We start from the raw sequence: 26,363 nt of genomic DNA, 5'->3' as shown, positions 1-26,363 counted from the left end.
AAAAATAGCACGGATCTAGATTAGGAACTCATCCAGAGATTTACCTGCATCAAGTTGCTCTTGAATCGCCGAAGGTGTACGACCTTGGCCAGTCCAAGTTTTCTCATTACCGTTTGAATCTGTGTATTTGTATTTAGCAGGGCGAGGTGCGCGCTTCGCTTTGCCTTTCGTCTTAGTTTCGCCAGATAGCGCAGTAATAAGTGCTTCTACGTCAATACCGTCTTGAGCGATTTTCTCAGCAATCTCTGCAAGCTTAGCTTCTTGCTCTGCTTGTGCTGCGCGTTCTGCTTCTTCTGCTTCACGACGCTCATCTACGACAGTAGTGAGTTTATCTAGAGCTTCTTCCAATTGTTCTAGAGTCAGCTCACGAGAAAATGCACGAAGGCTACGGATATTTAGAAGGGTTTTAGTCAGCTCTGACATAACGATTCCTATTAAAAGGTTAATGTGTTGGGCACTTTTTATCGTTACGATTAAATAATGCCAATCTATAAATAAACAAGAGTCCTTATATTTAACTTTATCTTTTCCTTATGTGCAAATGCTAAATCAAGATTTTGTTTAAATTTGACTATTTTTTAAAGCAATTAATATTATTACACTCGAAATAAATCATTATTAGATGAGAACTAAAATCAACAATCATTATTGTATAGAGAGAGTGACAGCTTGGTTTTTTATAAAAAAATTTGAGTTATTACTTAAAAATATGAAGCATCCATCTTTAATGGTGTGTCATATATCCTTAATTTATTGATATAAGATAAACCATGATATTTCTAAGGTAGTAATAATGTTTCATAAATAACATGATTGATGTGATTTCAGTTGCACAAAACTTATGGAAGTAGGCAAGGTTTATAAATTATCTCAGTCATTATTTATTTGTTTAATTTAGTTTGATGTGTTGCATTGACTCTCATCATAAGTACAATGGCTGCCACCTGATGCAATATTGCAGACAATTTGTTGTTAATTTGTACAGTTAGTGGTTAATTGTTTGTTGTTGCCGTAGAGGCGCGGTCTCGAAGAGTAGCTATTATTGGGGTGATGCCAATGAATAATAGTGGAAGGCGAAGATTGCCGAAGTAAGTAACTCATCAAAGTTACTTGCTGGGGTTGTATCTGAAAGGAACAACACTGCCATAGTATATATTCACATTAAACTATGGAGCGCTACTGTAGGGTTGGGTGGAGTGTTCGCTTCCCTGTCGCTAAGTTCAACATGAGCACGTATCGTATGCTACGTGACTTGTCTGCAGTAGATCTCTAGCCAAACTTTGGTTTTTGAAGATCATGAATTTAATAGATTTTTCTAGTTCTCCTGTTTCATTATTGCCACCTATTGTCGCTTTGACTTTGGCGATTTTGACTCGACGTGTATTAGTTTCCTTGGGTGTAGGTATCGTGCTAGGTGCGGTGCTACTTAATAGCTGGTCTATCAGCGACACCGCAGGTTACGTCAGTTCTCAAGTTTCTTCTGTCTTTATTGAAGATGGCGGAATTAACACTTGGAACATGAGCATTGTTGGTTTCCTAATCTTATTAGGTATGACAACAGCTTTATTAACGCTATCTGGCGGTACTCGTGCTTTTGCTGAATGGGCACAATCTCGAGTGAAGAGTAAACGCGGCTCCAAACTTCTTGCCGCCTTTTTAGGCGTATTCATTTTTGTCGATGATTACTTTAATAGCCTTGCTGTTGGTGCGATCTCTCGCCCAGTAACCGATCGCTTTTATGTGTCTCGCGCTAAGCTTGCGTACATTCTAGACTCAACCGCTGCTCCAATGTGTGTAATTATGCCTGCTTCTAGCTGGGGTGCTTACATTATTACTATTATTGGCGGGATCTTAGTCTCACATGGGATCACAGAGTATTCGGCTCTTGGCGCATATGTTCGTCTTATCCCAATGAACTTCTACGCCGTTTTTGCGCTGCTAATGGTGTTCGCTGTTGCGTGGTTTGGTCTTGATATTGGTAAAATGCGTGAGCATGAAATCTCTGCATCGCAAGGTCGTGGCTTTGATAAAGACAAAGAAAATGACTCGCAAGAAGCGCATGACCTAAACGAAGAGCTAGATATCCGTGAAAGTGAAAAGGGTAAAGTGTCAGATTTGATACTTCCTATCGTAACGCTGATTATCGCGACTATCGCTTCAATGCTTTACACGGGTGGCCAAGCATTGGCTGCTGATGGTAAGGAGTTTGCGCTTCTTGGTGCTTTTGAAAATACAGATGTAGGTACATCACTAATCTACGGTAGCTTGCTTGGCTTAGCTGTTGCACTGTTTACTGTTGTGAAGCAAGGTCTACCAATGGCTGAGATCGCACGTACACTTTGGATTGGTGCTAAGTCTATGTTTGGTGCGATTCTAATCTTAGTATTTGCCTGGACCATTGGTTCTGTTATCGGTGATATGAAGACTGGTACTTACCTTTCGACAATGGCGCAGGGCAACATTAACCCACACTGGCTACCAGTTATCCTATTCTTGTTGTCTGGCCTAATGGCGTTCTCAACAGGTACTTCATGGGGTACGTTCGGCATTATGCTACCAATCGCGGGTGACATGGCTGGCGCAACAGACGTAGCGCTAATGCTACCGATGCTGAGTGCGGTTTTAGCTGGTGCGGTATTCGGTGACCATTGTTCACCAATCTCAGATACGACTATCTTGTCATCGACGGGTGCACGTTGTAACCACATTGATCACGTATCAACACAGCTACCTTATGCATTATCAGTCGCGCTTGTTTCATGCGTGGGCTTTATTGCCCTTGGTATGACTGCTTCAATTGCGTTTTCGTTTATTGCAGCGTCGATAACATTCGTTATCGTTTGCGCTATTTTGTCATGGCTTTCAAAGTCTAAAATAGCGTCTTGCCAGAGTGCGTAATTCACTGATTTAAAAGGTGAAATTGTAGGAGGCTTCGGCCTCCTTTTTTATTTGTATTATACAATTCGAATTTTTTTAAAATTAAGGGTTGAAAAAAGTAATCAGCTTGGTTAGTGTGGTTGGTAACAAAGCAAATGAGAAGAGCCTTGAAATAAGTATGCGTAATTTTGTAATGAACATTCATCACCATCATCACCCAATCTAGTCTTTCGGGCGATGTACGCATACCCGGGAGGCAGGAAACTCCCGGAGGTAAAATCAAAGTAAAAGCAGATTTTAAACCCTCGGGAGACTTCAATCTCCCGAGGGTTTTTTAGTTTTATTAGTTTGAAAAATACTTAGATATCAAAATCTTGCATAGGGACAAAGCAATGCAAACACAACGTTTAAGAATCGCAATTCAGAAAAAAGGTCGTCTTAGCAAAGAGAGTCAAGCTCTACTAAAACAGTGCGGCGTAAAGTTCAACGTAATGGGCGAGCGTTTAGTTGTCCATTCTGAAAATATGCCAATTGATTTACTCTTGGTTCGTGACGACGACATCCCAGGTTTAATTATGGATGGCGTGGTTGACCTTGGCTTTATTGGCGAAAATGAACTAGAAGAAGTTCGCCTTGACCGCAAAGCATTAGGTGAACCCTGCGAGTTTGTTCAGCTTCGTCGACTTGATTTTGGTGGCTGTCGTTTATCTATCGCAATCGACAAGGACGAAGAGTACAACGGTCCACAAGACTTAGCTGGCAAGCGTATTGCTACAACGTATCCTCAACTTCTAAAAGCGTACATGGATGAAGCCGGCGTTCCATTCTCTACATGTATGCTGACAGGCTCTGTAGAAGTTGCGCCTCGCGCGGGTCTCGCTGATGCTATCGCTGATTTGGTTTCTACAGGTGCAACACTGGAAGCGAACGGCCTTAAAGAAGCTGAAATTATCTTCAAATCAAAAGCGACATTGATTCAACGCACAGGTGAGTTCGACGCAGACAAAGTGGCGCTAATCGAAAAGCTGTTAACTCGCATGCAAGGCGTGCAGCAAGCGAAAGAATCTAAGTACATTATGCTTCACGCCCCAGCAGAGAAGTTAGATCAAATTAAAGCACTACTGCCAGGTGCTGAAGACCCAACTGTTCTTCCTCTTTCTGCAGATAAGCAGAAAATGGCTGTTCACTTAGTGAGTTCTGAAAACCTATTCTGGGAAACAATGGAACAGCTGAAAGAGTTGGGCGCAAGTTCAATTCTCGTTCTACCAATTGAAAAAATGATGGAGTAAGCATCATGAGAACAGTCGTTTGGCAATCATTAAGTGAGAATCAGCAAGACTCTATTTTGGAGCGCCCTGCTATTGCAGAAGGTGCCAATATCACCACTGCTGTGGCCGAAGTTATTGCTAAAGTTCGAGAAGAAGGTGACTCTGCTCTTATTGAGCTGACAGAAAAGTTTGACCGTGTTAAGCCTGAATCCATTCGTGTTTCTTCTCAGGAAATTAAGGCAGCGTCAGAGCGTTTGTCAGAGTCAATGAAGAGCGCACTAGAGCAAGCTTACGCCAATATTTCTAAGTTCCACAAAGCGCAAAAGCCGCAACCGATCAAGGTGGAAACGCAGCCAGGTGTTCTTTGTGAACAAGTAACACGTCCAATTCAAAAAGTGGGTTTGTACATTCCTGGTGGAAGTGCGCCTTTGCCATCGACTGTTTTGATGCTCGGCGTTCCTGCAAAAATTGCAGGTTGTCGTAAAGTCGTTCTTTGTTCTCCACCGCCAATCGCTGATGAGATCCTTTATGTCGCGAAGCTGTGTGGCATTGATGAAGTGTACAACGTCGGTGGTGGCCAAGCAGTTGCTGCAATGGCTTATGGCACCGAGACTGTATCGAAAGTAGATAAGATCTTTGGTCCGGGCAACGCTTACGTGACCGAAGCAAAACGACAGGTTAGCAATGATTTCCGCGGTGCTGCGATTGATATGCCAGCAGGGCCATCAGAAGTTCTTGTGATTGCCGATGAAACCGCAGATGCAGACTTTATCGCTGCGGATCTTTTGAGCCAAGCAGAACACGGTCCTGATTCTCAAGTGGTATTGGTGACTCCTTCTCCTGTGATTGCTGATCAAGTGACGGATGCGGTTCAACGTCAGCTTAAGGAGCTATCTCGTGCAGACATCGCAGAAAAGGCTCTGGCATCAAGCTTGATCATTATTTCCGAGTCGATGACGCAGTCAGTTTCTATTTCCAATTACTACGGTCCTGAGCACTTGATTGTTCAGACTAAGAACCCTCGTGAGCTTCTACCTCTACTTGATAATGCAGGCTCTATCTTCCTTGGGGATTGGTCGCCTGAATCTGCGGGAGATTACGCATCGGGGACTAACCACGTCCTTCCTACTTACGGTTACACACGTACTCATTCAAGCTTAGGTTTGGCGGATTTCTCTAAACGAATGACGGTTCAGGAGCTTTCTGCTGATGGTTTAAAGAACCTTGCACCAACGGTAGTCACGATGGCTGAAGCGGAAGGTCTGGACGCTCACAAACGTGCTGTTACTATCCGCGTAGAAAAATTAGCAAGTAAGTAAGAATAAGAGAGTAATGAGATGGAAAAGCTAGCGCGTAAACAAGTCCAACAGCTTACCCCTTATATGTCGGCTCGCCGAATCGGTGGTACGGGTGACGTATGGCTAAATGCCAACGAATCACCATTTAACAATGAATACAAAACAGACTTTGCTCGTCTTAATCGTTACAGCGAATGTCAGCCTAAAGAACTGATTTCTGCTTACGCAGCCTATGCGGGTGTGAAACCAGAGCAAACATTAACATCTCGTGGTGCGGATGAAGGTATTGAACTACTGATTCGTGCATTCTGTGAGCCGGGTGAAGATGCGATTCTTTACTGCCCACCGACTTACGGTATGTACGCCATCAGTGCAGAAACCATCGGTGTAGAGTGCAAAACCGTGCCGCTAACGTCAGATTGGCAACTAGACCTTGCAGGCATCGAAGCTAATCTGGATAACGTGAAACTGGTTTTTGTATGTTCGCCAAACAACCCAACAGGTAACTTGGTTAAGCGTGAGGACATTGTGTCTCTGCTTGAGATGACAAAAGACCGTGCAATCGTGGTGATGGATGAAGCGTACATCGATTTTTGTCCAGAAGCGTCAACGGTAGACCTACTGGCGCAATACCCGAACCTTGCAATTCTGCGTACTCTGTCGAAAGCTTTTGCGCTTGCAGGTCTACGTTGTGGATTTACGCTTGCGAACGAAGAGCTGATTAATGTACTTCTTAAAGTTATCGCACCTTACCCAGTCCCAGTTCCAGTGGCAGAAATTGCGACTCAGGCGCTTTCGGAAGCTGGTTTAGCGCGAGCGAAGTTTCAAGTTCTCGATTTGAATGCAAACCGTGCTTACTTGCAAGTTGGCCTTTCAATGATTCCGGGCTTGGAAGTGTTTGAAGGGTGGGGGAACTACCTATTGGTGAAATTCCCAGATGGCGATGACCTTTTCAAAGCGGCTTGGGATACGGGCATTATTTTGCGTAACTCGCCAATTGAAAACTGTGTGCGTATCAGTGTGGGTAACCGTGACGAGTGCGAAAAAACGCTTGGATTTATCAGAAACTACTACGCATAAATAGAGACAGAATTTATCGCTCTCGCTAAATAGCGGGAGCGCCAAAAGAATAGCAATAAGGAAGTTCGAGTGAGCAAACAACAAAAAATCCTTTTTATCGACCGTGATGGCACCTTAATTGTTGAGCCGCCGATTGATTTTCAAGTAGACCGTTTAGATAAGCTAAAACTAGAACCATTTGTTATCCCAAGCCTGCTGTCGTTGCAGGATGCAGGATACCGTCTAGTGATGGTCACGAACCAAGATGGTTTGGGTACCGACAGCTACCCACAAGCTGATTTTGATGCACCACACAACATGATGATGGAGATCTTTGAATCTCAAGGTGTGAAGTTTGATGATGTGCTGATTTGTCCTCACTTCGATGAAGATAACTGCTCTTGCCGTAAGCCTAAATTGGGCTTGGTAAAAGAGTACCTTCAAGGTGGCAAAGTGGATTTTCAAAACTCTGTTGTGATTGGCGATCGTCAAACCGATCTTCAACTTGCAGAAAACATGGCAATTCGTGGCATTCAATACAACCCAGAAACCATGGGTTGGAAACAGATCCTAAAAGATCTCACGGTGAAGGCTCGCGTTGCTGAAGTGGTTCGCACCACAAAAGAAACAGACATTAAAGTATTCGTTAATCTTGACGAGCAAGGCGGTAACGATATTTCTACAGGTCTTGGCTTTTTTGACCACATGCTGGATCAAATTGCGACGCACGGTGGATTCCAAATGGTGTGCAAAGTGGAAGGTGACCTGCACATTGATGATCACCACACAGTAGAAGATACCGCTCTTGCGTTGGGTCAAGCGTTGAAAGAAGCACTGGGTGACAAGCGTGGTATTGGTCGCTTTGGCTTTAGCTTGCCAATGGATGAGTGTTTGGCGCAATGCGCACTAGACCTATCAGGTCGTCCTTACCTTAAGTTCGACGCGCAGTTTAGTCGTGAGCAAGTGGGTGATCTTTCAACAGAGATGGTGGTTCACTTCTTCCGCTCTCTGACTGACACATTAGCGTGTACGTTGCACCTTTCTTCTGCGGGCAACAATGATCACCACATCATTGAAAGTCTATTTAAAGCGTTTGGTCGTACGTTACGCCAAGCAATCAAAGTAGAAGGCACTGAGCTACCAAGTAGTAAAGGCGTGCTTTAAGGCTAACGTTAGCAAGGAGAAAAACAGTGACAGAACAGAAAGTTGTCATTATCGATACTGGCTGTGCCAACGTTTCTTCGGTGAAGTTTGCCATTGAACGCCTAGGCTATGACGTAACGATTTCAAAAGATCCGCAAGTCGTATTATCCGCAGATAAGCTATTCCTACCGGGTGTGGGAACCGCCAGCGAAGCGATGAAGAACCTAGAAGAGCGCGATCTGATCAGCTTGGTAAAACAGGTAGAAAAGCCATTACTAGGTATCTGTTTAGGCATGCAACTGTTGGGCAAAGTGTCTCAAGAGAAAGGGCAGAAAGCCGACGAGTTAGTTGAGTGTCTTGGACTTTGTGATGGCGAAGTGAAGCTACTACAAACTGGCGATTTGCCGTTGCCGCATATGGGGTGGAACACGGTCTCTGCAAAAGCAGGTAATCCACTTTTCAAAGATATTGAAGAAGGAGAGTATTTCTACTTCGTGCACAGCTTTGCGATGCCTGTTGGGGATTACACGATTGCGGAATGTGAATACGGCAACCCGTTCACAGCAGCAGTACAAAGCGGTAACTATTACGGCGTGCAATTCCACCCTGAGCGTTCTTCAAAAGCGGGCGCGAAGCTTATTCAAAACTTCTTAGAATTATAAAAGGGATTTAGTGTGATTATTCCAGCTCTTGATTTAATTGAAGGACAGGTGGTTCGCCTTTATCAAGGTGATTACGGCCAAGTAACTGAGTACAAAGTCGACCCAGCAGAGCAGTTCAACTTGTACCACCAAGCTGGTGCTAACTGGCTGCACTTGGTGGATTTAACTGGCGCGAAAGACACGACAGCACGTCAACTTGATTTAATTGCAAAGCTACTAGCAAGCACGCCAGCGAACATCCAAATCGGTGGCGGAGTGCGCACAGAGCAAGACGTGATTGAGCTGCTAGAAGCGGGGGCTCAGCGTGTTGTCGTTGGCTCAACAGCAGTAAAACAGCCAGAGCTTGTGAAAGGTTGGATGGAAAAATACGGTGCAGAGAAAATCGTTCTCGCGCTAGACATCAACATCGATCAAGACGGCACACGTAAAGTAGCGATTTCTGGTTGGCAAGAAGATTCAGGCGTGACTATCGAAGCTCTGATCAACGATTACCTGACGGTAGGTTTGCAGCACGTGCTTTGTACGGACATTTCTCGTGACGGTACGCTAGAAGGCTCAAACGTAGAGCTTTATGTCGACCTATGTAAACAGTACCCACAAGTGCAGTTTCAATCTTCAGGTGGCATTGGCTCATTAGCAGATATCGAAGCACTAAAAGGCAGCGGTGTGGCTGGTGTGATTGTTGGTCGTGCGCTGTTAGATGGTAAATTCACAGCAGAGGAGGCATTTGCATGCTGGCAAAGCGAATAATTCCATGTCTTGATGTTCGTGATGGACAAGTGGTGAAGGGCGTCCAGTTCCGCAACCACGAAATCATTGGCGACATCGTTCCTCTGGCGCAGCGTTATGCGGAAGAAGGCGCTGACGAGCTTGTGTTCTACGATATTACCGCTTCAAGTGATGGGCGTGTCGTTGACAAAAGTTGGGTCGCTCGCGTTGCTGAAGTGATTGATATTCCCTTCTGTGTCGCTGGTGGTATTAAATCAGCGGAAGATGCAGCGCGCATTCTTGAGTTTGGTGCAGACAAAGTGTCTATTAACTCACCTGCATTGGCTAACCCGCAACTGATTACTGACCTTGCTGATAAGTTTGGTGTGCAATGTATCGTCGTTGGTATCGATTCATACTACGACAAAGAGACAGGCAAGTATCAGGTTTACCAGTTTACTGGCGATGAAGAACGCACCAAAGCAACTCAATGGGAAACACGTGATTGGGTGCAAGAAGTACAAAAGCGTGGCGCTGGTGAAATCGTACTGAACATGATGAACCAAGACGGCGTACGTAACGGTTACGATATTGAACAACTTAACATGGTGCGTGAAGTGTGTAACGTGCCATTGATTGCATCGGGTGGGGCAGGTGCTATGGAGCACTTTGCGGAAGCATACCAAAAAGCAAATGTGGATGGCGCGCTTGCCGCATCGGTATTCCACAAACAAGTCATCAATATTGGTGAACTAAAGCAGTATTTGAAACAACAAGGCATTGAGGTACGACTATGAGTGTGAAAGCCGCCGAAGTAAGTTCGCTAGTTGAGCGAATCAACTGGGAAAAGGTGGATGGTCTGGTACCTGCTATCGTACAAGATTTCCAATCAAGCCAAGTGCTGATGATGGGTTATATGAACCAAGATGCGTTGGCAAAAACGGGCGAAACAGGTCAAGTGACGTTTTTCTCTCGTACCAAGCAGCGTCTTTGGACGAAAGGTGAGACCTCCGGCAACGTATTGCAACTAGTGAACATTCAGCTCGATTGCGACAACGATACGCTACTGGTGAAAGTGAATCCCATTGGTCCTACGTGTCACTTGGGTAACACAACTTGCTGGGATGTGGACCCTCAAGAGGAGTCACAAATGGTGTGGCTTCATCAACTTGAGCAGCTATTGGCTGCCCGCAAGAGTGCCGACCCAGATTCCTCTTATACTGCCAGTCTTTATGCCCGTGGCACCAAGCGTATTTCGCAAAAAGTGGGCGAAGAAGGCGTTGAAGTCGCGCTTGCGGCGACGTCGGGCGATAAGGCGGAGTTAGTGTGTGAATCTGCAGATTTGATTTATCACTTAATGGTATTGCTTCAAGACCAAGGCTTATCGATGAATGACGTAGTGAACAAACTGAAAGAGCGTCATAAGTAAGCTTGCGATAAGTGAAAGCCCCTATGCTCTCGAGCCTAGGGGCTTTTTACTTTAGTGTTCTTGATTCGGGGCAAAAACCGGCAACAGTGCTGGTGGCGATTAGATTCTGAATCACGCTCGTCCCTCGCTGTTCAGAATGACGGTATATTTTCTAATGGTACTTGCAGTAGAGTTATTTACTTCAAATAGGTACATATATTCACGTCACTCCAACGAACCTAGGCGAAGTCAAGAATCCAATTAAATCGAGCTCAATAAGCTAGGAGTGGATGATCTTACCCACAACACTTCTTAAATTTCTTACCGCTTCCACAGATACACGGGTCGTTACGACCTACTTTTAGGCTACTCACTGGTTGGTTTAGGCGAGGATCTTGTTCTGGTTCTTCTTCTAGCTCTTCTTCTGGAAACGTGCCGTCAATGTAGTACCAAAGCCCATTTTCTTTCACGAAACGAGAACGCTCTGTCATACAGTAGCGTTTGCCGTCTTCATCAAAATAAGCGCTAAACTCTACAAAGCCTTCATTGTCATTACTGCCAGCTTCTGTTTTTACAACTTCAAGCTTGCACCAATCGCTGTCGATAGATTGGGCAATGCCTTCACGTTGCTCTTCTGCATTACAGCTTGGGTGGTATGTGTTCACCACGTAATCCACTAGACCTAACACATGCGCGCTGTAACGAGAGCGCATTAGCTGCTCCGGAGTGGTGACGTCAGCGTGGTTATTGTGGGCAATTTCACAACACTGTTGGTAGGTGCGGTTAGAGCCGCAAGGACAAGAAGAAGCCATAAAATGAAATCTCGATTAATTAAGCGGTAAAAACAAACAACCCCACATAAGTGAGGTCGCAGGTATTCTTTGGGGCATTATAGCCGTTTAGGGCGTTTGAGACAGCAGTTCTTGAGCCCATTCCGTCGATTGATTAAAAGCGTCTGCTAATTGAGGTTCGGTTAATTTAAGAACGGTGCAATATCGCTCGGCTAACTCCCAGTCCGCTTGTTCGTAGGCGATCGTCATCGAAAGTAAGTGACCAAGTACGCCTTTTCGACTGGTTAATGCGAGTTTTATATCTTCGTCAACGGGGATATCTTCAATGACATCCGAGAGCGGTTGATCGAGCAAAGATCCGAGCAAAGAAAACATGCCTGTCAAAAAAGCCTGCCCAGGGTCATACCTAGTGTTCATTTGACTAAGTAGCAGTTCACACATTCGTGCACGCTGAATCGCTAAAGAGTAAAGAGAGTCAGGTTTATCTTCTTGAACGGAGGCAATTGCAACTAAGGAAATAAAGCGTCGTAGTCGCTCTTCACCCAGATAAATAAGCGCCTGTCTGAACGATTTGATCTTAGTCGTTAATGTATATCCTGAATTTACGTAAGTAAGCAGCTTGTATGACAGCGTCACATCAATCGAAAACAGACGTTCAACCTCATTGAAGTCGATGGGCTTATCTGCAATCTCTTTACAAAGTTGGATGACGGTAAGAAACGCGGGGTTCAACCGTTTTTTCTGGATCATCTCAGGTTTGCTAAAAAAATACCCTTGAAAATAGTTAAAACCGGCTTCTAGAGCTTGCTCAAACTCTTCATAGGTCTCTACCTTTTCCGCAAGAAAGTCGATTTTAAATGGGCTCAACGCCTGAATAAAAATGGCAGCTTTCTTGATCGGCACAAGTCTAATATCAAACTTGATCATGGAAACGTATGGAAGAAAACGCTTCCAAGCTTTCGTCGGAACAAAATCATCCAGAGCAATTTTGTACCCGCACTCATGAAGGTGCTTGATGGCTTCTAACAGTTCTTCTGTCGGTTGGCAGTCTTCAAGGACTTCAATGACGAGAGATTCTTTAGGAAACAAAGTTGGGACCAAGTTCACCAAGCTTTGATGCGGAAAGTTAACAAAGCCAAGTTTGTTTCCTAATGTGTTGTAATGCGTCGACAAAAAATGATCGGATAGCAGTCGACTAGTAGCCAGCTCTGGTTCTACTTCAGGGAAGGTATTTTTAGGGCCGTCTCGAAAGAGGAGTTCGTAACCTATGGTTCGTTTTTCTCTATCCAGAATCGGTTGGCGAGCTACGTAAGAATACTTCAATTAGGTACTTCGTTCTGTTTAACTTAGTATTATGATAATAGCGATTTTTTACAAAATATCTACGACTTGAGCGTGAATCTTCTACACGCTCTACATGCTTAACGCAAATTCTGTATGAACGGTCTCGTTTGCAGGTCAAAACTATCAGAATTTACTTTTAAAACTGAGCCTTGCGTATACCAATCCCCTAAAACAATTCGGGTCTTTTTAATGCCATCGACGTCAAAAAAATGTGTGTTCGGGCGATGTGTGTGACCATGAATCATTATGTTGACGCAGTTCTGAGACATCACTTTCTCGACCTCATTTTGGTTAACGTCCATGATATCTAATGACTTGCTCATTTTATCATCACGAATATCGGATTGAACTTTTGAGACAATTTTCTTCTTAATGAACCAAGGAATACGGTTAAACAACCATTGTAGCCATGGCTTGTGAACGGTTTTTCTAAACTCTTGGTATTTCACATCGTCAATGCAGAGCGTATCGCCATGTAGGATTACGGCTTTTTGACCATAAAGATCAATCGTGCAGACATCGTCGAGTAATGTCATACCGGTTTCTTTGCAAAAGCGTTTGCCGAGTAAAAAATCTCGATTGCCTTGGATGAAAAAAGTTGGCACACCCGCATCCGTCAGTGCTTTAAATTCTGCACGGATTTGGTCTGCAAAAGGGGTGTTGTCATCGTCACCAATCCAGAACTCAAACAGATCGCCGAGTACATAAAGTGCATCAGCTTTTGTTGCTTCTGTTCGCATGAACGTCACAAAACATTCCGTGATATCAGGACGTGATGGGGTAAGGTGAAGATCGGAAATAAATAATGTCGTCATAGAAATAAGGGGAAGCTATGCCTCCCCATTAACTTATCTTTTAAAAATAATTCCTAAGAATTACTCTTCAATTGTTGTACCAGTGATTACTACGTCTTCTAGAGGTACGTCTTGGTGCATGCCGTAAGAACCAGTGCTAACGCCTTTGATCTTATTTACGATGTCCATGCCTTCGATTACTTCACCGAACACACAGTAACCCCAACCATCTAGGCTTTCGCTACGGAAGTCTAGGAATGTGTTGTTGTTTACGTTGATGAAGAACTGAGAGCTTGCTGAATGCGGCTCCATAGTACGTGCCATAGCAAGTGTACCCACTTTGTTGCTTAGGCCGTTGTTTGCTTCGTTCTTGATAGGTGCACGAGTCGCTTTTTCACGTAGACCAGACTCCATACCACCACCTTGGATCATGAAGCCGTCAATAACACGGTGGAAAAGCGTGTTGTCGTAGAAACCGTCGCGGCAGTACTGAAGGAAGTTTGCGCTTGTCTCTGGCGCTTTCTCTTCGTTTAGTTGAATCTTGATGTCACCAAAATTAGTGTGAAGGGTGATCATGCTACTTTCCTTTACTGTGTTGTGTTGAGCCCGAGATTCTAGCCTAAGTTCTAGTGCTTTAAAAACTCAGGAAGAGGAAATTCTTCGTTTTGTGCTTGAAGTTTAGCCGATTATCGTTTTATCGGTTAATTGCTATTACCTAACTAGGTTGGAGTTGATATACTCATCTTCTTTTATTCATTCACAATCATAGATAGAGATCATGTTAAAGATATATAACACACTCACAAGACAGAAAGAGGAATTCAAACCAATTACAGCTGGCAAAGTCGGTATGTATGTCTGTGGAGTTACCATCTACGATCTCTGTCACATTGGTCACGGTCGTACTTTCGTCTCTTTTGACGTTGTATCACGTTACCTTCGCTACTTGGGCTACGATCTGACGTTTGTACGTAACATCACAGATATCGACGATAAGATCATCAAACGTGCCGCAGAAAATGGTGAGTCTTGCGATTCATTGACTGAGCGTTTGATTGGTGAAATGCACGCTGATTTTGATGCGCTGAACATGAAACGTCCGGACGTTGAACCTCGTGCGACACAGTTTATTGCTGAAATCATCGAATTGGTTGAGAAGCTAATCGAGCGCGGTTTTGCATACGTTGCAGATAACGGTGACGTAATGTTTGAAGTAGGTAAATTCAACGAATACGGCAAGCTTTCTAAGCAAGACCTTGATCAGCTTCAAGCTGGCGCGCGCGTTGATATCGAAACAGCAAAACGCAGCCCTCTAGACTTTGTACTTTGGAAGATGTCAAAGCCGGGTGAACCAACGTGGGAGTCACCATGGGGTCCTGGTCGTCCAGGTTGGCACATTGAGTGTTCAGCAATGAACTCTTCAATCCTAGGTAACCACTTCGACATTCACGGCGGTGGTTCTGACCTTCAGTTCCCACACCATGAAAATGAAATCGCACAATCATGCTGTGCACACGATACACAATACGTGAACACATGGATGCACAGCGGCATGGTAATGGTAGACCGTGAGAAGATGTCTAAATCTCTAGGTAACTTCTTTACTATCCGTGACGTTCTTGGTCACTACGATGCTGAAACAGTGCGTTACTTCCTAATGTCTGGTCACTACCGTAGCCAGTTAAACTACAGCGAAGATAACCTAAACCAAGCACGTGCTTCGCTTGAGCGCCTGTACACATCTCTACGTGGTTTAGACCTAAACGCTGCGCCTGCTGGTGGTGAAGAATACGTATCTCGCTTCACTGCAGCGATGAACGATGACTTCAACACACCAGAAGCTTACTCAGTACTGTTCGACATGGCGCGAGAAGTTAACCGCCTGAAGACAGAAAACCTAGAGAAAGCGAGCGAACTCGGTGCGCTAATGCGTGAACTAGCTGACGTGATCGGTATTCTTCACCAAGATCCTGAAGCCTTCCTAAAAGGTGATGCGGGTAACGATGATGAAGTGGCTGAAATTGAAGCTCTGATCAAGCTGCGTAATGACTCTCGCGCTGCGAAAGATTGGGCGAATGCAGATATGGCTCGTGACAAGCTGACCGAAATGGGCATTGTTCTGGAAGATGGTCCAGAAGGCACAACGTGGCGTCGTAAGTAATTGAATTTTCATTTTTAAAGGGCTGATAATTCAGCCCTTTTATTTTCCATTTCCATAAATTAAAACTTTAACTTTAGGTAATGCTCTGTGGCTCAGATGTATTTCTATTACTCAGCAATGAATGCGGGTAAATCAACAACGCTTCTTCAATCCTCTTTCAACTATCAAGAACGCGGCATGACGCCAGTTATTTTTACGGCTGCGCTAGATGATCGTTTTGGTGTCGGTAAAGTGAGCTCTCGTATTGGTCTTCAATCTGACGCACATTTATTTCGTCAGGATACCAATTTGTATCAAGAGATCGCAGATCTGAATGAGGTTGAAAAACGTCACTGTATTCTTGTTGATGAGTGTCAGTTCTTGTCGAAAGAACAAGTTTATCAACTTACTGAAGTCGTTGATAAGTTGCATATTCCAGTATTGTGTTACGGCCTTCGCACCGATTTTCTAGGCGAACTTTTTGAAGGCAGTAAGTATCTATTATCTTGGGCAGACAAGCTGGTTGAGCTCAAAACAATCTGCCATTGCGGCCGCAAAGCGAATATGGTTATTCGTACCGATGAACACGGCGTGGCAATTAAAGAAGGCGATCAAGTTGCGATCGGTGGTAACGATAAGTATGTCTCCGTATGCCGCCAACATTACAAAGAAGCGCTCGGTAAATAAGCCGTATTGATATAGAAAAGCCACCGTACTTGGTGGCTTTTTGTTTGTCGGTTAGAAAAAGCTAGACTAAGTCAAAACCAAATCGCTCGAGTAAAGCCTGGTAAGAAGATTCGACTTGCTGAGGGATGTTCTGCTCGGTTTGAAATCCTTTCTCTGGATAGCTTTTCACGCGAGAGAAATCTTCCATTAGTGCTTCTAGCACCATCATTAATGGCATGTCTTCATTAATGTACTCAAAAAATGGAAGAGCCGCAGAGCTTACTTGGAGCTGAGTGTAGGGTGACTGCCACTGTTTTTCAAATGTCGCGATTGCTCTACGCTCCATAAACGGTTTTTGTACCAGAATAAACGAGGAACACTGTTTTCCTTCCTCTTTTAATCGTTGCTCAGTAAAGCGAACGTTTTCTCCACTGTTTGTGGATTTAGTCTCGAGCAAAATTGCTTCACTTGGAACGCCCGACAACTTTGCAATCTCGGCAAAGGTTTCTGCCTCGCTTTTTTCAAACAGTCCATCTGTGAAGCGACCTTCACCCCCTGAAAATACAATCAAAGGTGCCAACTTTTGGTGGTAGAGCTTGGCAGCGTGCTCCGCTACACGCACATCATTACTGCACATCACAAACAAACAGTCCGCAGGTTTCAGTTCATGTTTGAGTTGCATGTAATCCCAAAGCGTTTCTATATGTCTATAGAGCCTCATAGCGCATCCAAAGTTGAATTGAAGTGAAATCGATAACCAAGTGAGAGTAGTTTGTCAGCAAGAATACGCTTGTCAGCTTGCTCTGTGACGGGTGGAAGAGGTATCTCACTTCCGATTTTGTTTATGGCAGCTTGGTAGAACTCAGCCTTGCTGACAGTATGAGGTGTAGTAACGTTAATGACTTGGTTGCTTAAATTGCCTAAGGCAAATTTCGCAGCCGAGACAGCATCATCTTGATGAAGCATATTAGCTGGTGCTTTACGACTAACTTGTTGAAGCCTTGCTGCAAAGCGAGATGGGTGTCTATCTGGCCCGATTAATCCGCTACAACGTAGAATAACAAAGTTAATATTCGAGTCGATAACATGCTGCTCTGCTTGAAGCATAATACGTGCATTGTCAGAGAAATAAGGGCTTTCGGCTGCTAAAGAGAGTGACGCGTCAGCTTCTTCCATATCGGAAGCAAGGTTAGGGTAAACCGTGGTAGAGCTGATCATGAGAAGTTTTTCAACGTTGTTTTGCTTAGCTGCGTTGGCAAGTATTTGCCATTGCTGTGCATATTCTTGACCGCGTCCTTTACGAAATCCTGGAGGAAAAGCACCGATAACGTGCGTAATTTGATGCTGTTTGAGCAGCTCATCTAGCCGTGCTGTGGCGTTCAATTGATTGAAATCGAACAATGCGGAGTGAGTTAATGAGGTGGGTAACTCTTTTAATCGAGTTTGGCTACGACGAGTGACGACAACATAGTGTCCATCTTTCATCAATGTTTCTGCTAGCGGAGTTCCGAGCCAGCCTGCACCTACGATCAATGTATTTGCCATTTGGGTCTTCCTACTTACTTATGTCTGCCCGAATAGGTTGAGCAGTTCTGCTTTGGCTTGTTGATGGAGGGGATCTGAATGCCATTTCTGGTGCTGAATAAGGTCAACATTGACTTGCCAAGCCAGTTTTGTGAAATCATCCCCAACTTTTTTTAATGTATTAGGTGAATACGCGACTAAATGCTGTGGTAGAAAGCACCAACCAAACCCTTTATTCGCCAATTCCAACAAAATATAGTAGTTATCAGCGTACCAGATATCTGGGCTAAATGCTTGATTGAGACCACATGGCTCTGCACTTTTGGATCGTATGACCAATTGACGATGTTGTTTTAGTTGATCAATGTGAGTGATTTGCTGCTTTGCTAAAGGATGCGTTGAAGAGACATAGACATCAAATGCAATATTGCCAAGATTGGTGAAATCGATGTGCCTTGGCATTTGTAAATCACTCAAAATAATCCCAGTCGTGGCGCGTTCCGACTTAACCAATTCAATGATATCAGGGCTTGATGCCGTTAAGCATTCAACTTGTAAGTGTGGAAAGCGTTGCTCTAACTTCTTTAGCACATCCGGCAAGCGAGTCAGAGGAATCCCTTCATCAATAGCTAAGGCTAATTTGTTCGTTGGCGTGGAAAAGAGCTGCGATGCCCTATTGTTTAGGCGGTCGAGTTGGCTGATTGTTGCTTGTGCATAGGGTACGAGAGCGAGGCCATTCTCAGTTAATTTAGGGTACCTGCCTGATCGATCGAAAAGCTCAACACCACAGTCGATCTCCATATTCATGATGTGCTGGCTCACTACAGATTGAGCTCGCCCCAGTTTTCTAGCTGCTCCTGAAAATGATCCTGCTTCTGATGTAGCAATGAAAGCTTGCAGTTGTTCGATGGTAAACATATCGCTTAAACCGATGGTATCTAACTTTTGGTTATCTAAATGATAGATAAAATTCTAAGCATTGAGTAGAACTATTTGGACAGAGAAATATGACTCGTAACGAACGAATTTTTCATGCAGTACTTTTTGAGTTAATCGCACTCGCGATTATTGTACCAGCGGCTTCATTGATCACTGGAAAGGGTTCTAGTGATCTCGCGTTGGTTGGGGTCGGGTTGAGCATGTATACCGTGATATGGAACTACATCTACAACTTGTATTTTGATAAGTGGTTTGGTGACAATCGAGCTGAGCGAAGTTTAGCGATGCGGCTTGGACACACTGTTGGTTTCGAGGGAGGATTGATCTTTATCTCTCTACCTGTGATTGCCTGGTTCTTAGAAATTACGCTTCTTCAAGCTCTGATGCTGGAAGCCGGCTTCCTCGTTTTCTTCCTATTTTATGCTACTGGTTTTAACTGGTTGTATGACAAGGTTCAACCATTTAGCAAAATGAAAAAGCGATTATTGCCGCAGGCATCGACAGGAAAAATATAGGACTAAAAAACGCCACCGAGTTCGGTGGCGTTTTTTGTTCAAATTACACAGACAAAACTCTTAAAATCTTATCTGCATGTTCTGCAACTTCAATGCCTTCGTCTGTTAGATAACCACCGTCAGGCTGTGTACAAAGTTGCTTCTCATATAGACGAGCAACGGCTGCCTGCATTTCTTCTGACGCGTCTGTATGAACTTTAATACCAGTTGCAGCACTACTTAGGTCGAACTGAAGAAGTAGATTCAATTCGGCGATATGTTCAGCTGAATATTTCATAAATGATTCCTTTGCGCTTTTTTTACCAAGCTAGTCTGAAAAGTAGCGTTGGGCAACATTCAACGACAAGAAGTGTTAAGTATGGCGCTATCAGGCTGATATAACGCAGGATCTTTGTTCGAAAGGCCGAATACTTGTTAAGTATCAATGATACTTACGGTAGCGAATGATAGGCGCTATTTATTGCTTAATCTCCCAATAACAACGATTTTAGTAAACACGCCAAATAGCACTTGAAAAAATAGGGAAATAGAGCGATTATCCGCGCCTCTTTAAATGTTTCTAAATGTTACACCAGAATGAACTTTAATCAGTTTGACTCACTATTACCGCCACAAGCTGCGGAACGCGCAGCTGAAGTGGGGGTAGGCAAAGCAACGAAAGCTCCAATCAAATCTTTTCTGCTCGCCATTTCTGCGGGGCTTCATATTGGTATTGCTTTCATCTTCTATACCACAGTAACGACAGGCGCAGGCGAGCTGCCTTGGGGCATTACACGACTCATTGGTGGTCTGGCATTTAGCCTTGGTTTGATTTTGGTGGTGGTTACTGGCGGCGAGCTTTTCACTAGCTCTGTACTGACACTAGTTGCGCGTGCGAGTGGAAAAATCTCTTGGCAAGCACTTATCAAAAACTGGTTGGTGGTTTACTTTGGCAATATGGTTGGGGCCATTTTGCTCGTGGCCTGTATGCTAGTTACCAAGCAATATATGTTTGATCATGGCCAAGTTGGTCTTAACGCGATGGCGATCTCCCAACACAAATTACATCATGGTTTCTTTGCTGCTGTTGCGCTTGGCATCATGTGTAACGTATTAGTTTGTATTGCAGTTTGGATGACGTTTAGTGGGCGAACATTGACAGATAAAATAGCGGTCATGATTTTGCCTGTGGCTATGTTCGTGTCGGCAGGTTTTGAGCACTGTATTGCGAACATGTTCCAAGTACCTATGGCGATTGGTATTAAGTACTTTGCGCCAGAAGCGTTTTGGCAAATGACAGGGGCAGATATTGCAAACTACGCGGACTTAAACATGATGGGGTTCATCGTAAACAACCTAATTCCTGTTACGATAGGAAACATTATTGGTGGTGGCGTATTTGTTGGCATGTGGTATTGGATGATTTATCTACGCGATGAAGATAACCATTTGCGATAAGTTTAGAAGATCACAAGAAAGGCGAACCAGATGGTTCGCCTTTCTTTTTACTTGTCTCTGCAAGTGTCAAATAAGTCGAGTCATGCTAAATCAACTCTTCGTTGATGCCAAAATCGGTTGGGAGCCAATGAGAAGTTACTTCCTTTGGTTCTTGAACGAGCCAATCCAGAGGTGCATCGGACAGGAGTTCATCGTAATTTTCTTTGATCATTAAGACATCCATGTACGTCTCTCCAAGTTTGTGGTCAATGCCTTTACTTTAAAATTAGAACATGTCAGTCACGTGATCAATGCATGACGATTCGATTGATCACTTATGTTGCTATGTTTCTGGTTGCGTATGGGTTTTGGGGGCTTATCCACATTTTCTGTGGATAACCTGTATCAAAGGTCGTGCGTATCTAAACTTGCAAAGAAAATTTCATAAAATTAGAGGCTTATATCAAAAAGAATTCTGCCTGACTTTTCATCTGAAAGCGTCTTGATGAGTGCTCGAAGAATAGTTGAGTTATTCAGTTATAAGTACGTTCGACTTGGCAACATGAGTTGTTTAACGGGCTTTACCCACAAGCGCCAACTAACCGTGAGTTTTGGTCGATTCGGGTTGCTCGATTTTTATCTTGATTCGGCCTTCTTTGGTTTGTACCCAGCGCAATGTCATTTCTAACGTTATGGTTACGGAGGCACTCAACATGACGAAAATAGCCAGCATAATTACTAACTGGTATTTAATCGCAACCATCGGGCTCGCGCCACCTAGAATTTGACCGGTCATCATACCCGGTAAGGTAACCAGCCCTGTAGTGGCCATAGAAGCTAAAGTCGGGGCAAGGGACTTTCTAAGAGCCTCCTGAATGAAGGGGAAGGATGCATAGCGAGGAGAGGCTCCAAGTGAGATAGCAGCCTCGTATTCTGATTGTCTCTGTTCAAAAGCCGTAAATAAATTCTGAAGAGCGATGATATTACCACTCAAGCTGTTACCCAATAACATACCAGCAAGTGGGATCATGTACTGCGCATTGTAAATAGGGGATGGTTGCACTAGGCCTGCTGTAATTGCAATCAGAAGTGGTATTAGACCACAGGTAAGGCCCGTTAGTAGCGGAAGCATAAGTGGCTTTTTAGGTAACTGAGCTTTTCCCGCAATTGAGCTGGCACCAATCAGTAGCATGATGGCAAGCCAAAGTATATTGACAAGTAAACTGTTTAATTGAAAAAGATATTCTAAATACACGCCAATCAATATGAGCTGAAATGTCATTCGGATAACACTGATTATCGTGTCTTTTGCTATCCCTAATTTGTAGCGGGCATTGATAAAGAAGGGGACCAATAAAATCAAACCAAACAGTGCCAGTTTGACCCAGCTTATATCCACCACGTTATCCATAATCGCTCCTTGAAAATACGCGAATAATTGTATCTAAGCCTCCCCTTTATATGAACCACTATGTGCACTTTTTGCTGTTCTTAAAGTAAACCTTGAGTGCTATTTTAGACATTAATACGCAGCATTCTGTTTACAAGTGGTTATCTTTTTCGGAGTTTTTAAGTCGATTTATGGCATGTTAATTACGATTTAAATGTGATCGATGTTTCTTAAATGTTGTTTATTTAACAACTCCTTAAAAGACTTATTTTGTCACATCTGTTCATGTTTTTTAATAAATAACATCAATCCATCATATCTCTGGATGAGCTCAAAAAAGTGTTGAATTACAAGGTCTGAGGTCGCTTATTTGATTGAACCCTACTATTAGTATGGTCTAACATTTTCCATTAGAGATTGTAAAAAACTTAAGCTTGGTTACGCGGGCTTTTCAATAACACTAGATACAAAATAGGCAAATGTATGAGTGATGTTAATAAAATTGAGAGTGGTGAAAAACGCTCCCTGGAGTGGAAGTCGTTCCTCTTCATTGCAGTTGTTCTCTTCCCAATTCTGAGTGTGGCCTTTGTTGGCGGCTACGGGTTCATCGTTTGGATGTTGCAAGTCTTCTTCTTTGGACCTCCAGGCGCGCACGGCATGTAAGCCAGTGAGCTCATAACCACACTTTTGAAAAGATTTTAAGAGAGCAAATAATGAAATCATTAATCATTAAACTGTGGCGTACTATGACGCGCCCAGCTGTACATATCAGCCTAGGTGTGCTGACTATGGGCGGCTTTATTGCTGGTGTTATCTTTTGGGGTGGCTTTAACACCGCTCTAGAAGCAACCAACACAGAAGAATTCTGTATTAGTTGTCACACAATGCGTGACAACGTGTACGTTGAGCTACAAGAAACGGTGCACTGGAAAAACCACTCTGGTGTTCGTGCTACCTGCCCTGATTGTCACGTTCCACATAACTGGACAGATAAGATCGCTCGTAAGATGCAAGCTTCTAAAGAAGTATTTGCACAAGTATTTGGCAACTACGACGAACCGGGTGTGTTCGAAGAGCGTCGTATCGAACTTGCTAAACACGAATGGGATCGTTTCTCGGCAAACAAATCTCTGGAGTGTAAAAACTGTCACAACTACGAATCGATGGATTTCGAGCAAATGTCTCCTACGGCTCGTATCCAAATGAAGCAAGCCGCTGAGAAAGATCAAAGCTGTGTTGACTGTCACAAGGGTATTGCGCACAACCTACCAGCAGGCATGGACAGCATTGGCGGTATCGTGGGTGATCTAGAGGGTATGACTTCTAACACGGATTACGGCGTTGGTCAGCAACTCGTGAGCGTTCGTCACCTACCAATTTACTTTGATGCGCAAGGCAGTAAAGAAGCTGGTCTTCTTAATCCTGCATCGACCGTTAAAGTTCTTGAAGACAAAGGCGAGTTTGTTGAGATCGAAATTGACGGTTGGCGCAAAGCAAAAGGTTTTGGTCGTGTAATTCAAGAAGACTTCGGTAAGAACATTGCGACTGCGTCTCTGATGAAAGAAGCAGCAACAGACAGCAACATTGTGACGACTGGTGAGAAAAAAGTGGATGAGCTAACAGGCCTTCCTTGGGAAAAAGTAGCGGCGAAAGTATGGATTAAGAAAGAGTCTATGCTGAACGACATCAATCCTGTTTGGGAAAAATCTCGTGAAGCCTACAAGACCAATTGTTCTGTATGTCACACTCAACCTGCGGAAGCGCACTTCGACGCGAACACCTGGCCAGGTATGTTCGACGGTATGTTGGCGTTCGTTAACCTAGATACAGACAGTGAAGCACTGATCTTGAAGTATCTACAGAAACACTCTTCAGATTATGCTGAAGGTCACCATTAATAAGCGTCGGATTGGAGTAATTTTAAATGGCTATTACACGAAGAAGTTTTCTTAAAGGTGTAGCAACCACAAGTGCAGCGTCAGTAATTGGTCCTAGCTTATTGGCATCCGCCTCTGCAAATGCCGTTGAGACGACAGGTACTTGGAAAGTAACCGGTTCTCATTGGGGCGCGTTCCGCGCCCACATCTACGCGGGTAAAGTTCAAGAGATCAAGCCGCTAGAGCTAGACAAAAACCCAACAGAAATGTTGAACGGCATTAAGGGTATTATCTACAGCCCTTCACGTGTTCGTTACCCAATGGTTCGTCTAGATTGGTTGAAGAAACATAAATACAGCGCGGATACTCGCGGTAACAACCGTTTCATCCGAGTAACTTGGGATGAAGCGCTAGACTTGTTCTACCGTGAGCTAGAACGTATTCAAAAAGACTACGGCCCATGGGCGCTGCATGCAGGTCAAACAGGTTGGAACCAAACGGGTTCGTTTAACAACTGTACTGCGCACATGCAACGTGCAGTAGGTATGCATGGCAACTTCATCACTAAAGTAGGTGACTACTCGACGGGTGCAGGTCAAACCATTATGCCGTACGTGCTAGGCTCAACCGAAGTTTATGCACAAGGTACGTCTTGGTCTGAGATCCTAGAAAACTCTGACAACATCGTTCTTTGGGCTAACGACCCAGTGAAAAACCTTCAAGTAGGTTGGAACTGTGAAACGCATGAGTCGTTTAAGTACCTTGCACAACTAAAAGAAAAAGTGGCGAAAGGTGAGATCAACGTTCTATCTGTAGACCCAGTGAAGAACAAAACTCAGCGCTACTTAGAGAACGATCACTTGTACATCAACCCGCTGACAGACGTAGCGTTCATGCTCGCTGTGGCACACGTGTTGTACAACGAAAACCTGTACGATAAGAAATTCATTGATACTTACTGTCTCGGCTTTGAAGAGTTCATTCAATACGTTCAAGGTAAGACAAAAGACAAAGTAGAGAAGACGCCTGAATGGGCAGCAGCGATTTGTGGCGTGAAAGCGGACAAGATCCGTGAATTCGCACGCATGCTAGTCAGCGGTCGTACACAGATCCTGATGGGTTGGTGTATCCAGCGTCAAGAGCACGGTGAGCAGCCATACTGGGCAGCGGCTGTGGTTGCTGCAATGGTTGGTCAAATCGGTCTACCTGGCGGTGGTATCTCTTACGGTCACCACTACTCAAGTATCGGTGTGCCTTCTACTGGTTTCGCGGGCCCTGGTGGTTTCCCTCGTAACCTTGACCAAGGTATGAAACCGAAGTGGGACAACAACGATTTTAACGGCTACAGTCGTACTATCCCAGTTGCACGTTGGATCGACTGTCTGCTAGAACCTGGCAAAGAGATCAACTACAACGGCGGTAAAGTGAAACTGCCAGACTTCAAGATGATGGTTATCTCGGGTTGTAACCCATGGCACCACCATCAAGATCGTAACCGCATGAAGAAAGCGTTCCGCAAACTTCAAACGGTTGTAACGATCGAGTTTGCTTGGACTGCGACATGTCGTTTCTCAGATATCGTTCTACCGGCGTGTACGCAATGGGAACGTAACGACATCGACGTATACGGTTCATACTCGAACAAAGGTCTGATTGCGATGCATCGCCTCGTTGATCCATTGTTCCAATCTAAGCCTGACTTCCAAATCATGAGTGAACTCACTCAGCGTTTTGGTCGCCGCGAAGAATACACTCGTGGTATGAGTGAGATGGAATGGATCGAAAGCCTTTACAACGATTGTAAAAAAGCGAACGAAGGTAAGTTTGAAATGCCAGAATTCAACGAGTTCTGGGAGAAGAGCGTACTAGACTTCGGTGAAGGTAAACCTTGGGTTCGTCATGCGGACTTCCGTAAAGACCCTGAGCTTAACCCATTAGGTACACCGTCTGGCTTCATCGAGATTACATCACGCAAGATCGGCCGTTACGGTTACGAACACTGTCAAGAGCACCCAATGTGGTTCGAAAAATCAGAGCGTTCACACGGTGGTCCTGGTTCAGATAAATACCCATTCTGGTTGCAGTCTTGCCACCCTGATAAGCGTCTTCACTCTCAAATGTGTGAGTCTGAAGAGTTCCGCGCGACTTACGCGGTACAAGGTCGTGAGCCGGTTTACATCAACCCAGCGGATGCCAAAGCAAAAGGCATCAAAGATGGTGATTTGGTACGTGTATTCAACGGTCGTGGTCAGCTATTAGCTGGTGCTGTTTTGACTGACAGCTACCCACGTGGCGTTATTCGTATCGAAGAAGGTGCATGGTACGGTCCTCTAAACGAGAAAGAAGGCGCAATCTGTACCTACGGTGATCCTAACACGCTAACGCAAGACATCGGTTCTTCTGAGCTTGCACAGGCGACTTCTGCGAACACATGTATCGTAGACTTCGAGAAGTTCACCGGTAAAGTGCCGCCAGTCACTTCATTTGGTGGTCCGATCGAAGTTGCTTAATTAGTGCAGTTTGCATAAATCCAAATACCAGCCT

27 protein-coding genes, 1 riboswitch and 1 other annotated feature are annotated in these 26,363 nt (G+C 44.2%); of the genes, 16 read left to right on the top strand and 11 right to left on the bottom strand.

Annotated features, from left to right (window positions below):
* Positions 1-15: 15 nt before the first annotated feature.
* A complete protein-coding gene (locus R7P35_RS07220; RefSeq protein ID WP_005378185.1) occupies positions 16-423 on the bottom strand; it encodes an H-NS family nucleoid-associated regulatory protein in 408 nt (135 codons plus the stop codon).
* Between the two features lie 581 nt (positions 424-1,004).
* Positions 1,005-1,187: riboswitch (Lysine riboswitch) on the top strand.
* A 109-nt stretch (positions 1,188-1,296) separates the two neighbouring features.
* Here R7P35_RS07220 and tet(35) point away from each other — a divergent pair.
* From tet(35) to hisIE, 9 genes are all read left to right on the top strand, one after another.
* A complete protein-coding gene (gene tet(35), locus R7P35_RS07215) occupies positions 1,297-2,898 on the top strand; it encodes a tetracycline efflux Na+/H+ antiporter family transporter Tet(35) (protein WP_005378182.1) in 1,602 nt (533 codons plus the stop codon).
* A 180-nt stretch (positions 2,899-3,078) separates the two neighbouring features.
* Positions 3,079-3,216: a sequence feature (His leader region), on the top strand.
* 53 nt (positions 3,217-3,269) lie between these two features.
* On the top strand, positions 3,270-4,166 hold the full coding sequence (hisG, locus tag R7P35_RS07210; RefSeq protein ID WP_005378180.1) for an ATP phosphoribosyltransferase: 897 nt from the start codon (positions 3,270-3,272) through the stop codon (positions 4,164-4,166).
* A 5-nt stretch (positions 4,167-4,171) separates the two neighbouring features.
* Positions 4,172-5,464: a histidinol dehydrogenase gene (hisD, locus tag R7P35_RS07205; protein WP_213904733.1), complete on the top strand. Its 1,293-nt coding sequence runs from the start codon at positions 4,172-4,174 to the stop codon at positions 5,462-5,464.
* Positions 5,465-5,482: 18 nt separating this feature from the next.
* Complete coding sequence (gene hisC / locus R7P35_RS07200) at positions 5,483-6,523, top strand: histidinol-phosphate transaminase (protein WP_086046628.1); 1,041 nt, start codon at positions 5,483-5,485, stop codon at positions 6,521-6,523.
* Positions 6,524-6,592: 69 nt separating this feature from the next.
* Positions 6,593-7,666, top strand: a complete 1,074-nt coding sequence (gene hisB, locus R7P35_RS07195; protein ID WP_005389832.1) for a bifunctional histidinol-phosphatase/imidazoleglycerol-phosphate dehydratase HisB — start codon at positions 6,593-6,595, stop codon at positions 7,664-7,666.
* A gap of 26 nt (positions 7,667-7,692) precedes the next feature.
* The gene (gene hisH, locus R7P35_RS07190) at positions 7,693-8,307 is read left to right on the top strand and encodes an imidazole glycerol phosphate synthase subunit HisH (RefSeq protein ID WP_017821716.1); all 615 of its coding nucleotides are present in this window, start codon (positions 7,693-7,695) and stop codon (positions 8,305-8,307) included.
* 12 nt (positions 8,308-8,319) lie between these two features.
* Positions 8,320-9,057, top strand: coding sequence for a 1-(5-phosphoribosyl)-5-[(5-phosphoribosylamino)methylideneamino]imidazole-4-carboxamide isomerase (gene hisA, locus R7P35_RS07185; RefSeq protein ID WP_053307442.1), 738 nt, complete (start codon positions 8,320-8,322; stop codon positions 9,055-9,057).
* The gene (gene hisF / locus R7P35_RS07180; RefSeq protein ID WP_004749837.1) at positions 9,039-9,812 is read left to right on the top strand and encodes an imidazole glycerol phosphate synthase subunit HisF; all 774 of its coding nucleotides are present in this window, start codon (positions 9,039-9,041) and stop codon (positions 9,810-9,812) included. Before hisA ends, hisF begins: the two co-directional genes overlap by 19 nt.
* Complete coding sequence (hisIE, locus tag R7P35_RS07175; RefSeq protein ID WP_053307441.1) at positions 9,809-10,444, top strand: bifunctional phosphoribosyl-AMP cyclohydrolase/phosphoribosyl-ATP diphosphatase HisIE; 636 nt, start codon at positions 9,809-9,811, stop codon at positions 10,442-10,444. The genes hisF and hisIE overlap by 4 nt, the downstream gene beginning before the upstream one ends.
* Before the next feature lie 275 nt (positions 10,445-10,719).
* Here the strand turns inward: hisIE and R7P35_RS07170 are convergent, their stop codons facing one another.
* The 4 genes from R7P35_RS07170 to R7P35_RS07155 all read right to left on the bottom strand — a co-directional run bounded on the left by R7P35_RS07170 (position 10,720) and on the right by R7P35_RS07155 (position 13,928).
* Positions 10,720-11,235, bottom strand: a complete 516-nt coding sequence (locus tag R7P35_RS07170) for a YchJ family protein (protein ID WP_031812834.1) — start codon at positions 11,233-11,235, stop codon at positions 10,720-10,722.
* Positions 11,236-11,322: 87 nt separating this feature from the next.
* Complete coding sequence (locus R7P35_RS07165) at positions 11,323-12,537, bottom strand: EAL and HDOD domain-containing protein (RefSeq protein ID WP_017821720.1); 1,215 nt, start codon at positions 12,535-12,537, stop codon at positions 11,323-11,325.
* A gap of 98 nt (positions 12,538-12,635) precedes the next feature.
* A complete protein-coding gene (lpxH, locus tag R7P35_RS07160) occupies positions 12,636-13,373 on the bottom strand; it encodes a UDP-2,3-diacylglucosamine diphosphatase (RefSeq protein WP_005378157.1) in 738 nt (245 codons plus the stop codon).
* Between the two features lie 60 nt (positions 13,374-13,433).
* Positions 13,434-13,928 carry a peptidylprolyl isomerase gene (locus tag R7P35_RS07155; protein WP_005378156.1) on the bottom strand — a complete coding sequence of 165 codons (495 nt, stop codon included), beginning with the start codon at positions 13,926-13,928 and terminating at the stop codon, positions 13,434-13,436.
* A 202-nt stretch (positions 13,929-14,130) separates the two neighbouring features.
* Here R7P35_RS07155 and cysS point away from each other — a divergent pair, with 202 nt between their 5' ends.
* Positions 14,131-15,513 (top strand): cysteine--tRNA ligase, encoded by a 1,383-nt coding sequence (gene cysS / locus R7P35_RS07150; protein WP_005378155.1) that lies wholly within the window; start codon positions 14,131-14,133, stop codon positions 15,511-15,513.
* A gap of 87 nt (positions 15,514-15,600) precedes the next feature.
* Positions 15,601-16,179 (top strand): thymidine kinase, encoded by a 579-nt coding sequence (locus R7P35_RS07145; protein ID WP_042522050.1) that lies wholly within the window; start codon positions 15,601-15,603, stop codon positions 16,177-16,179.
* A 61-nt stretch (positions 16,180-16,240) separates the two neighbouring features.
* Here R7P35_RS07145 and R7P35_RS07140 read toward each other — a convergent pair whose 3' ends face one another.
* Genes R7P35_RS07140 through R7P35_RS07130 form a run of 3 tightly spaced genes read right to left on the bottom strand, consistent with a single transcriptional unit; the run spans position 16,241 to position 18,600 of the window.
* On the bottom strand, positions 16,241-16,879 hold the full coding sequence (locus R7P35_RS07140) for a YdcF family protein (protein ID WP_042522048.1): 639 nt from the start codon (positions 16,877-16,879) through the stop codon (positions 16,241-16,243).
* Positions 16,876-17,703, bottom strand: a complete 828-nt coding sequence (locus R7P35_RS07135; protein ID WP_025766873.1) for an NAD-dependent epimerase/dehydratase family protein — start codon at positions 17,701-17,703, stop codon at positions 16,876-16,878. Before R7P35_RS07135 ends, R7P35_RS07140 begins: the two co-directional genes overlap by 4 nt.
* Before the next feature lie 18 nt (positions 17,704-17,721).
* The gene (locus tag R7P35_RS07130; protein WP_025766872.1) at positions 17,722-18,600 is read right to left on the bottom strand and encodes a LysR family transcriptional regulator; all 879 of its coding nucleotides are present in this window, start codon (positions 18,598-18,600) and stop codon (positions 17,722-17,724) included.
* Positions 18,601-18,689: 89 nt separating this feature from the next.
* On the opposite strand from R7P35_RS07130, the gene R7P35_RS07125 reads away from it, so the two are divergent.
* On the top strand, positions 18,690-19,136 hold the full coding sequence (locus tag R7P35_RS07125; RefSeq protein WP_154204695.1) for a PACE efflux transporter: 447 nt from the start codon (positions 18,690-18,692) through the stop codon (positions 19,134-19,136).
* A gap of 43 nt (positions 19,137-19,179) precedes the next feature.
* Here R7P35_RS07125 and R7P35_RS07120 read toward each other — a convergent pair whose 3' ends face one another.
* Positions 19,180-19,413 (bottom strand): TIGR02647 family protein, encoded by a 234-nt coding sequence (locus tag R7P35_RS07120; RefSeq protein WP_005378148.1) that lies wholly within the window; start codon positions 19,411-19,413, stop codon positions 19,180-19,182.
* Positions 19,414-19,712: 299 nt separating this feature from the next.
* Between R7P35_RS07120 and focA the strand changes: the two genes are divergently transcribed.
* Positions 19,713-20,573, top strand: coding sequence for a formate transporter FocA (gene focA, locus R7P35_RS07115; RefSeq protein WP_005378146.1), 861 nt, complete (start codon positions 19,713-19,715; stop codon positions 20,571-20,573).
* Between the two features lie 85 nt (positions 20,574-20,658).
* Here focA and R7P35_RS07110 read toward each other — a convergent pair whose 3' ends face one another.
* A complete protein-coding gene (locus tag R7P35_RS07110) occupies positions 20,659-20,784 on the bottom strand; it encodes a hypothetical protein (protein ID WP_254903806.1) in 126 nt (41 codons plus the stop codon).
* 366 nt (positions 20,785-21,150) lie between these two features.
* Positions 21,151-21,963 (bottom strand): ABC transporter permease, encoded by an 813-nt coding sequence (locus R7P35_RS07105; protein WP_104975227.1) that lies wholly within the window; start codon positions 21,961-21,963, stop codon positions 21,151-21,153.
* Between the two features lie 462 nt (positions 21,964-22,425).
* Here R7P35_RS07105 and torE point away from each other — a divergent pair, with 462 nt between their 5' ends.
* From torE to torA, 3 genes are read left to right on the top strand one after another with little or no spacing between them, the layout of a single operon-like run.
* Entirely contained in the window at positions 22,426-22,605 is a 180-nt protein-coding gene (gene torE / locus R7P35_RS07100; protein ID WP_005378141.1) for a trimethylamine N-oxide reductase system protein TorE, read from the top strand.
* A 50-nt stretch (positions 22,606-22,655) separates the two neighbouring features.
* Positions 22,656-23,840, top strand: a complete 1,185-nt coding sequence (torC, locus tag R7P35_RS07095) for a pentaheme c-type cytochrome TorC (RefSeq protein ID WP_005378139.1) — start codon at positions 22,656-22,658, stop codon at positions 23,838-23,840.
* A 26-nt stretch (positions 23,841-23,866) separates the two neighbouring features.
* Positions 23,867-26,329, top strand: coding sequence for a trimethylamine-N-oxide reductase TorA (gene torA / locus R7P35_RS07090; protein WP_005378138.1), 2,463 nt, complete (start codon positions 23,867-23,869; stop codon positions 26,327-26,329).
* The last annotated feature ends 34 nt before the right edge of the window (positions 26,330-26,363 follow it).

It is taken from the genome of Vibrio sp. Vb0304 (assembly GCF_033338995.1).
Lineage (GTDB): Bacteria > Pseudomonadota > Gammaproteobacteria > Enterobacterales > Vibrionaceae > Vibrio > Vibrio alginolyticus.
The sequence above is the reverse complement of the archived record's forward strand: the minus strand, read 5'-3'. Positions and strand labels throughout refer to the sequence as shown.

Bases quoted from the DNA above. Each gene is read 5' to 3' on its own strand.
- R7P35_RS07155 (WP_005378156.1), bottom strand. From the start codon at position 13,928: ATGATCACCCTTCACACTAATTTTGGTGACATCAAGATTCAACTAAAC.
- R7P35_RS07140 (WP_042522048.1), bottom strand. From the start codon at position 16,879: ATGAGGCTCTATAGACATATAGAAACGCTTTGGGATTACATGCAACTC.
- hisIE (WP_053307441.1), top strand. From the start codon at position 9,809: ATGAGTGTGAAAGCCGCCGAAGTAAGTTCGCTAGTTGAGCGAATCAAC.
- R7P35_RS07135 (WP_025766873.1), bottom strand. From the start codon at position 17,703: ATGGCAAATACATTGATCGTAGGTGCAGGCTGGCTCGGAACTCCGCTA.
- R7P35_RS07130 (WP_025766872.1), bottom strand. From the start codon at position 18,600: ATGTTTACCATCGAACAACTGCAAGCTTTCATTGCTACATCAGAAGCA.
- hisC (WP_086046628.1), top strand. From the start codon at position 5,483: ATGGAAAAGCTAGCGCGTAAACAAGTCCAACAGCTTACCCCTTATATG.
- R7P35_RS07220 (WP_005378185.1), bottom strand. From the start codon at position 423: ATGTCAGAGCTGACTAAAACCCTTCTAAATATCCGTAGCCTTCGTGCA.
- torE (WP_005378141.1), top strand. From the start codon at position 22,426: ATGAGTGATGTTAATAAAATTGAGAGTGGTGAAAAACGCTCCCTGGAG.
- hisD (WP_213904733.1), top strand. From the start codon at position 4,172: ATGAGAACAGTCGTTTGGCAATCATTAAGTGAGAATCAGCAAGACTCT.
- R7P35_RS07125 (WP_154204695.1), top strand. From the start codon at position 18,690: ATGACTCGTAACGAACGAATTTTTCATGCAGTACTTTTTGAGTTAATC.
- torC (WP_005378139.1), top strand. From the start codon at position 22,656: ATGAAATCATTAATCATTAAACTGTGGCGTACTATGACGCGCCCAGCT.
- hisG (WP_005378180.1), top strand. From the start codon at position 3,270: ATGCAAACACAACGTTTAAGAATCGCAATTCAGAAAAAAGGTCGTCTT.
- torA (WP_005378138.1), top strand. From the start codon at position 23,867: ATGGCTATTACACGAAGAAGTTTTCTTAAAGGTGTAGCAACCACAAGT.
- cysS (WP_005378155.1), top strand. From the start codon at position 14,131: ATGTTAAAGATATATAACACACTCACAAGACAGAAAGAGGAATTCAAA.
- R7P35_RS07105 (WP_104975227.1), bottom strand. From the start codon at position 21,963: ATGGATAACGTGGTGGATATAAGCTGGGTCAAACTGGCACTGTTTGGT.
- hisF (WP_004749837.1), top strand. From the start codon at position 9,039: ATGCTGGCAAAGCGAATAATTCCATGTCTTGATGTTCGTGATGGACAA.
- focA (WP_005378146.1), top strand. From the start codon at position 19,713: ATGAACTTTAATCAGTTTGACTCACTATTACCGCCACAAGCTGCGGAA.
- R7P35_RS07120 (WP_005378148.1), bottom strand. From the start codon at position 19,413: ATGAAATATTCAGCTGAACATATCGCCGAATTGAATCTACTTCTTCAG.
- R7P35_RS07110 (WP_254903806.1), bottom strand. From the start codon at position 20,784: ATGATCAAAGAAAATTACGATGAACTCCTGTCCGATGCACCTCTGGAT.
- lpxH (WP_005378157.1), bottom strand. From the start codon at position 13,373: ATGACGACATTATTTATTTCCGATCTTCACCTTACCCCATCACGTCCT.
- R7P35_RS07170 (WP_031812834.1), bottom strand. From the start codon at position 11,235: ATGGCTTCTTCTTGTCCTTGCGGCTCTAACCGCACCTACCAACAGTGT.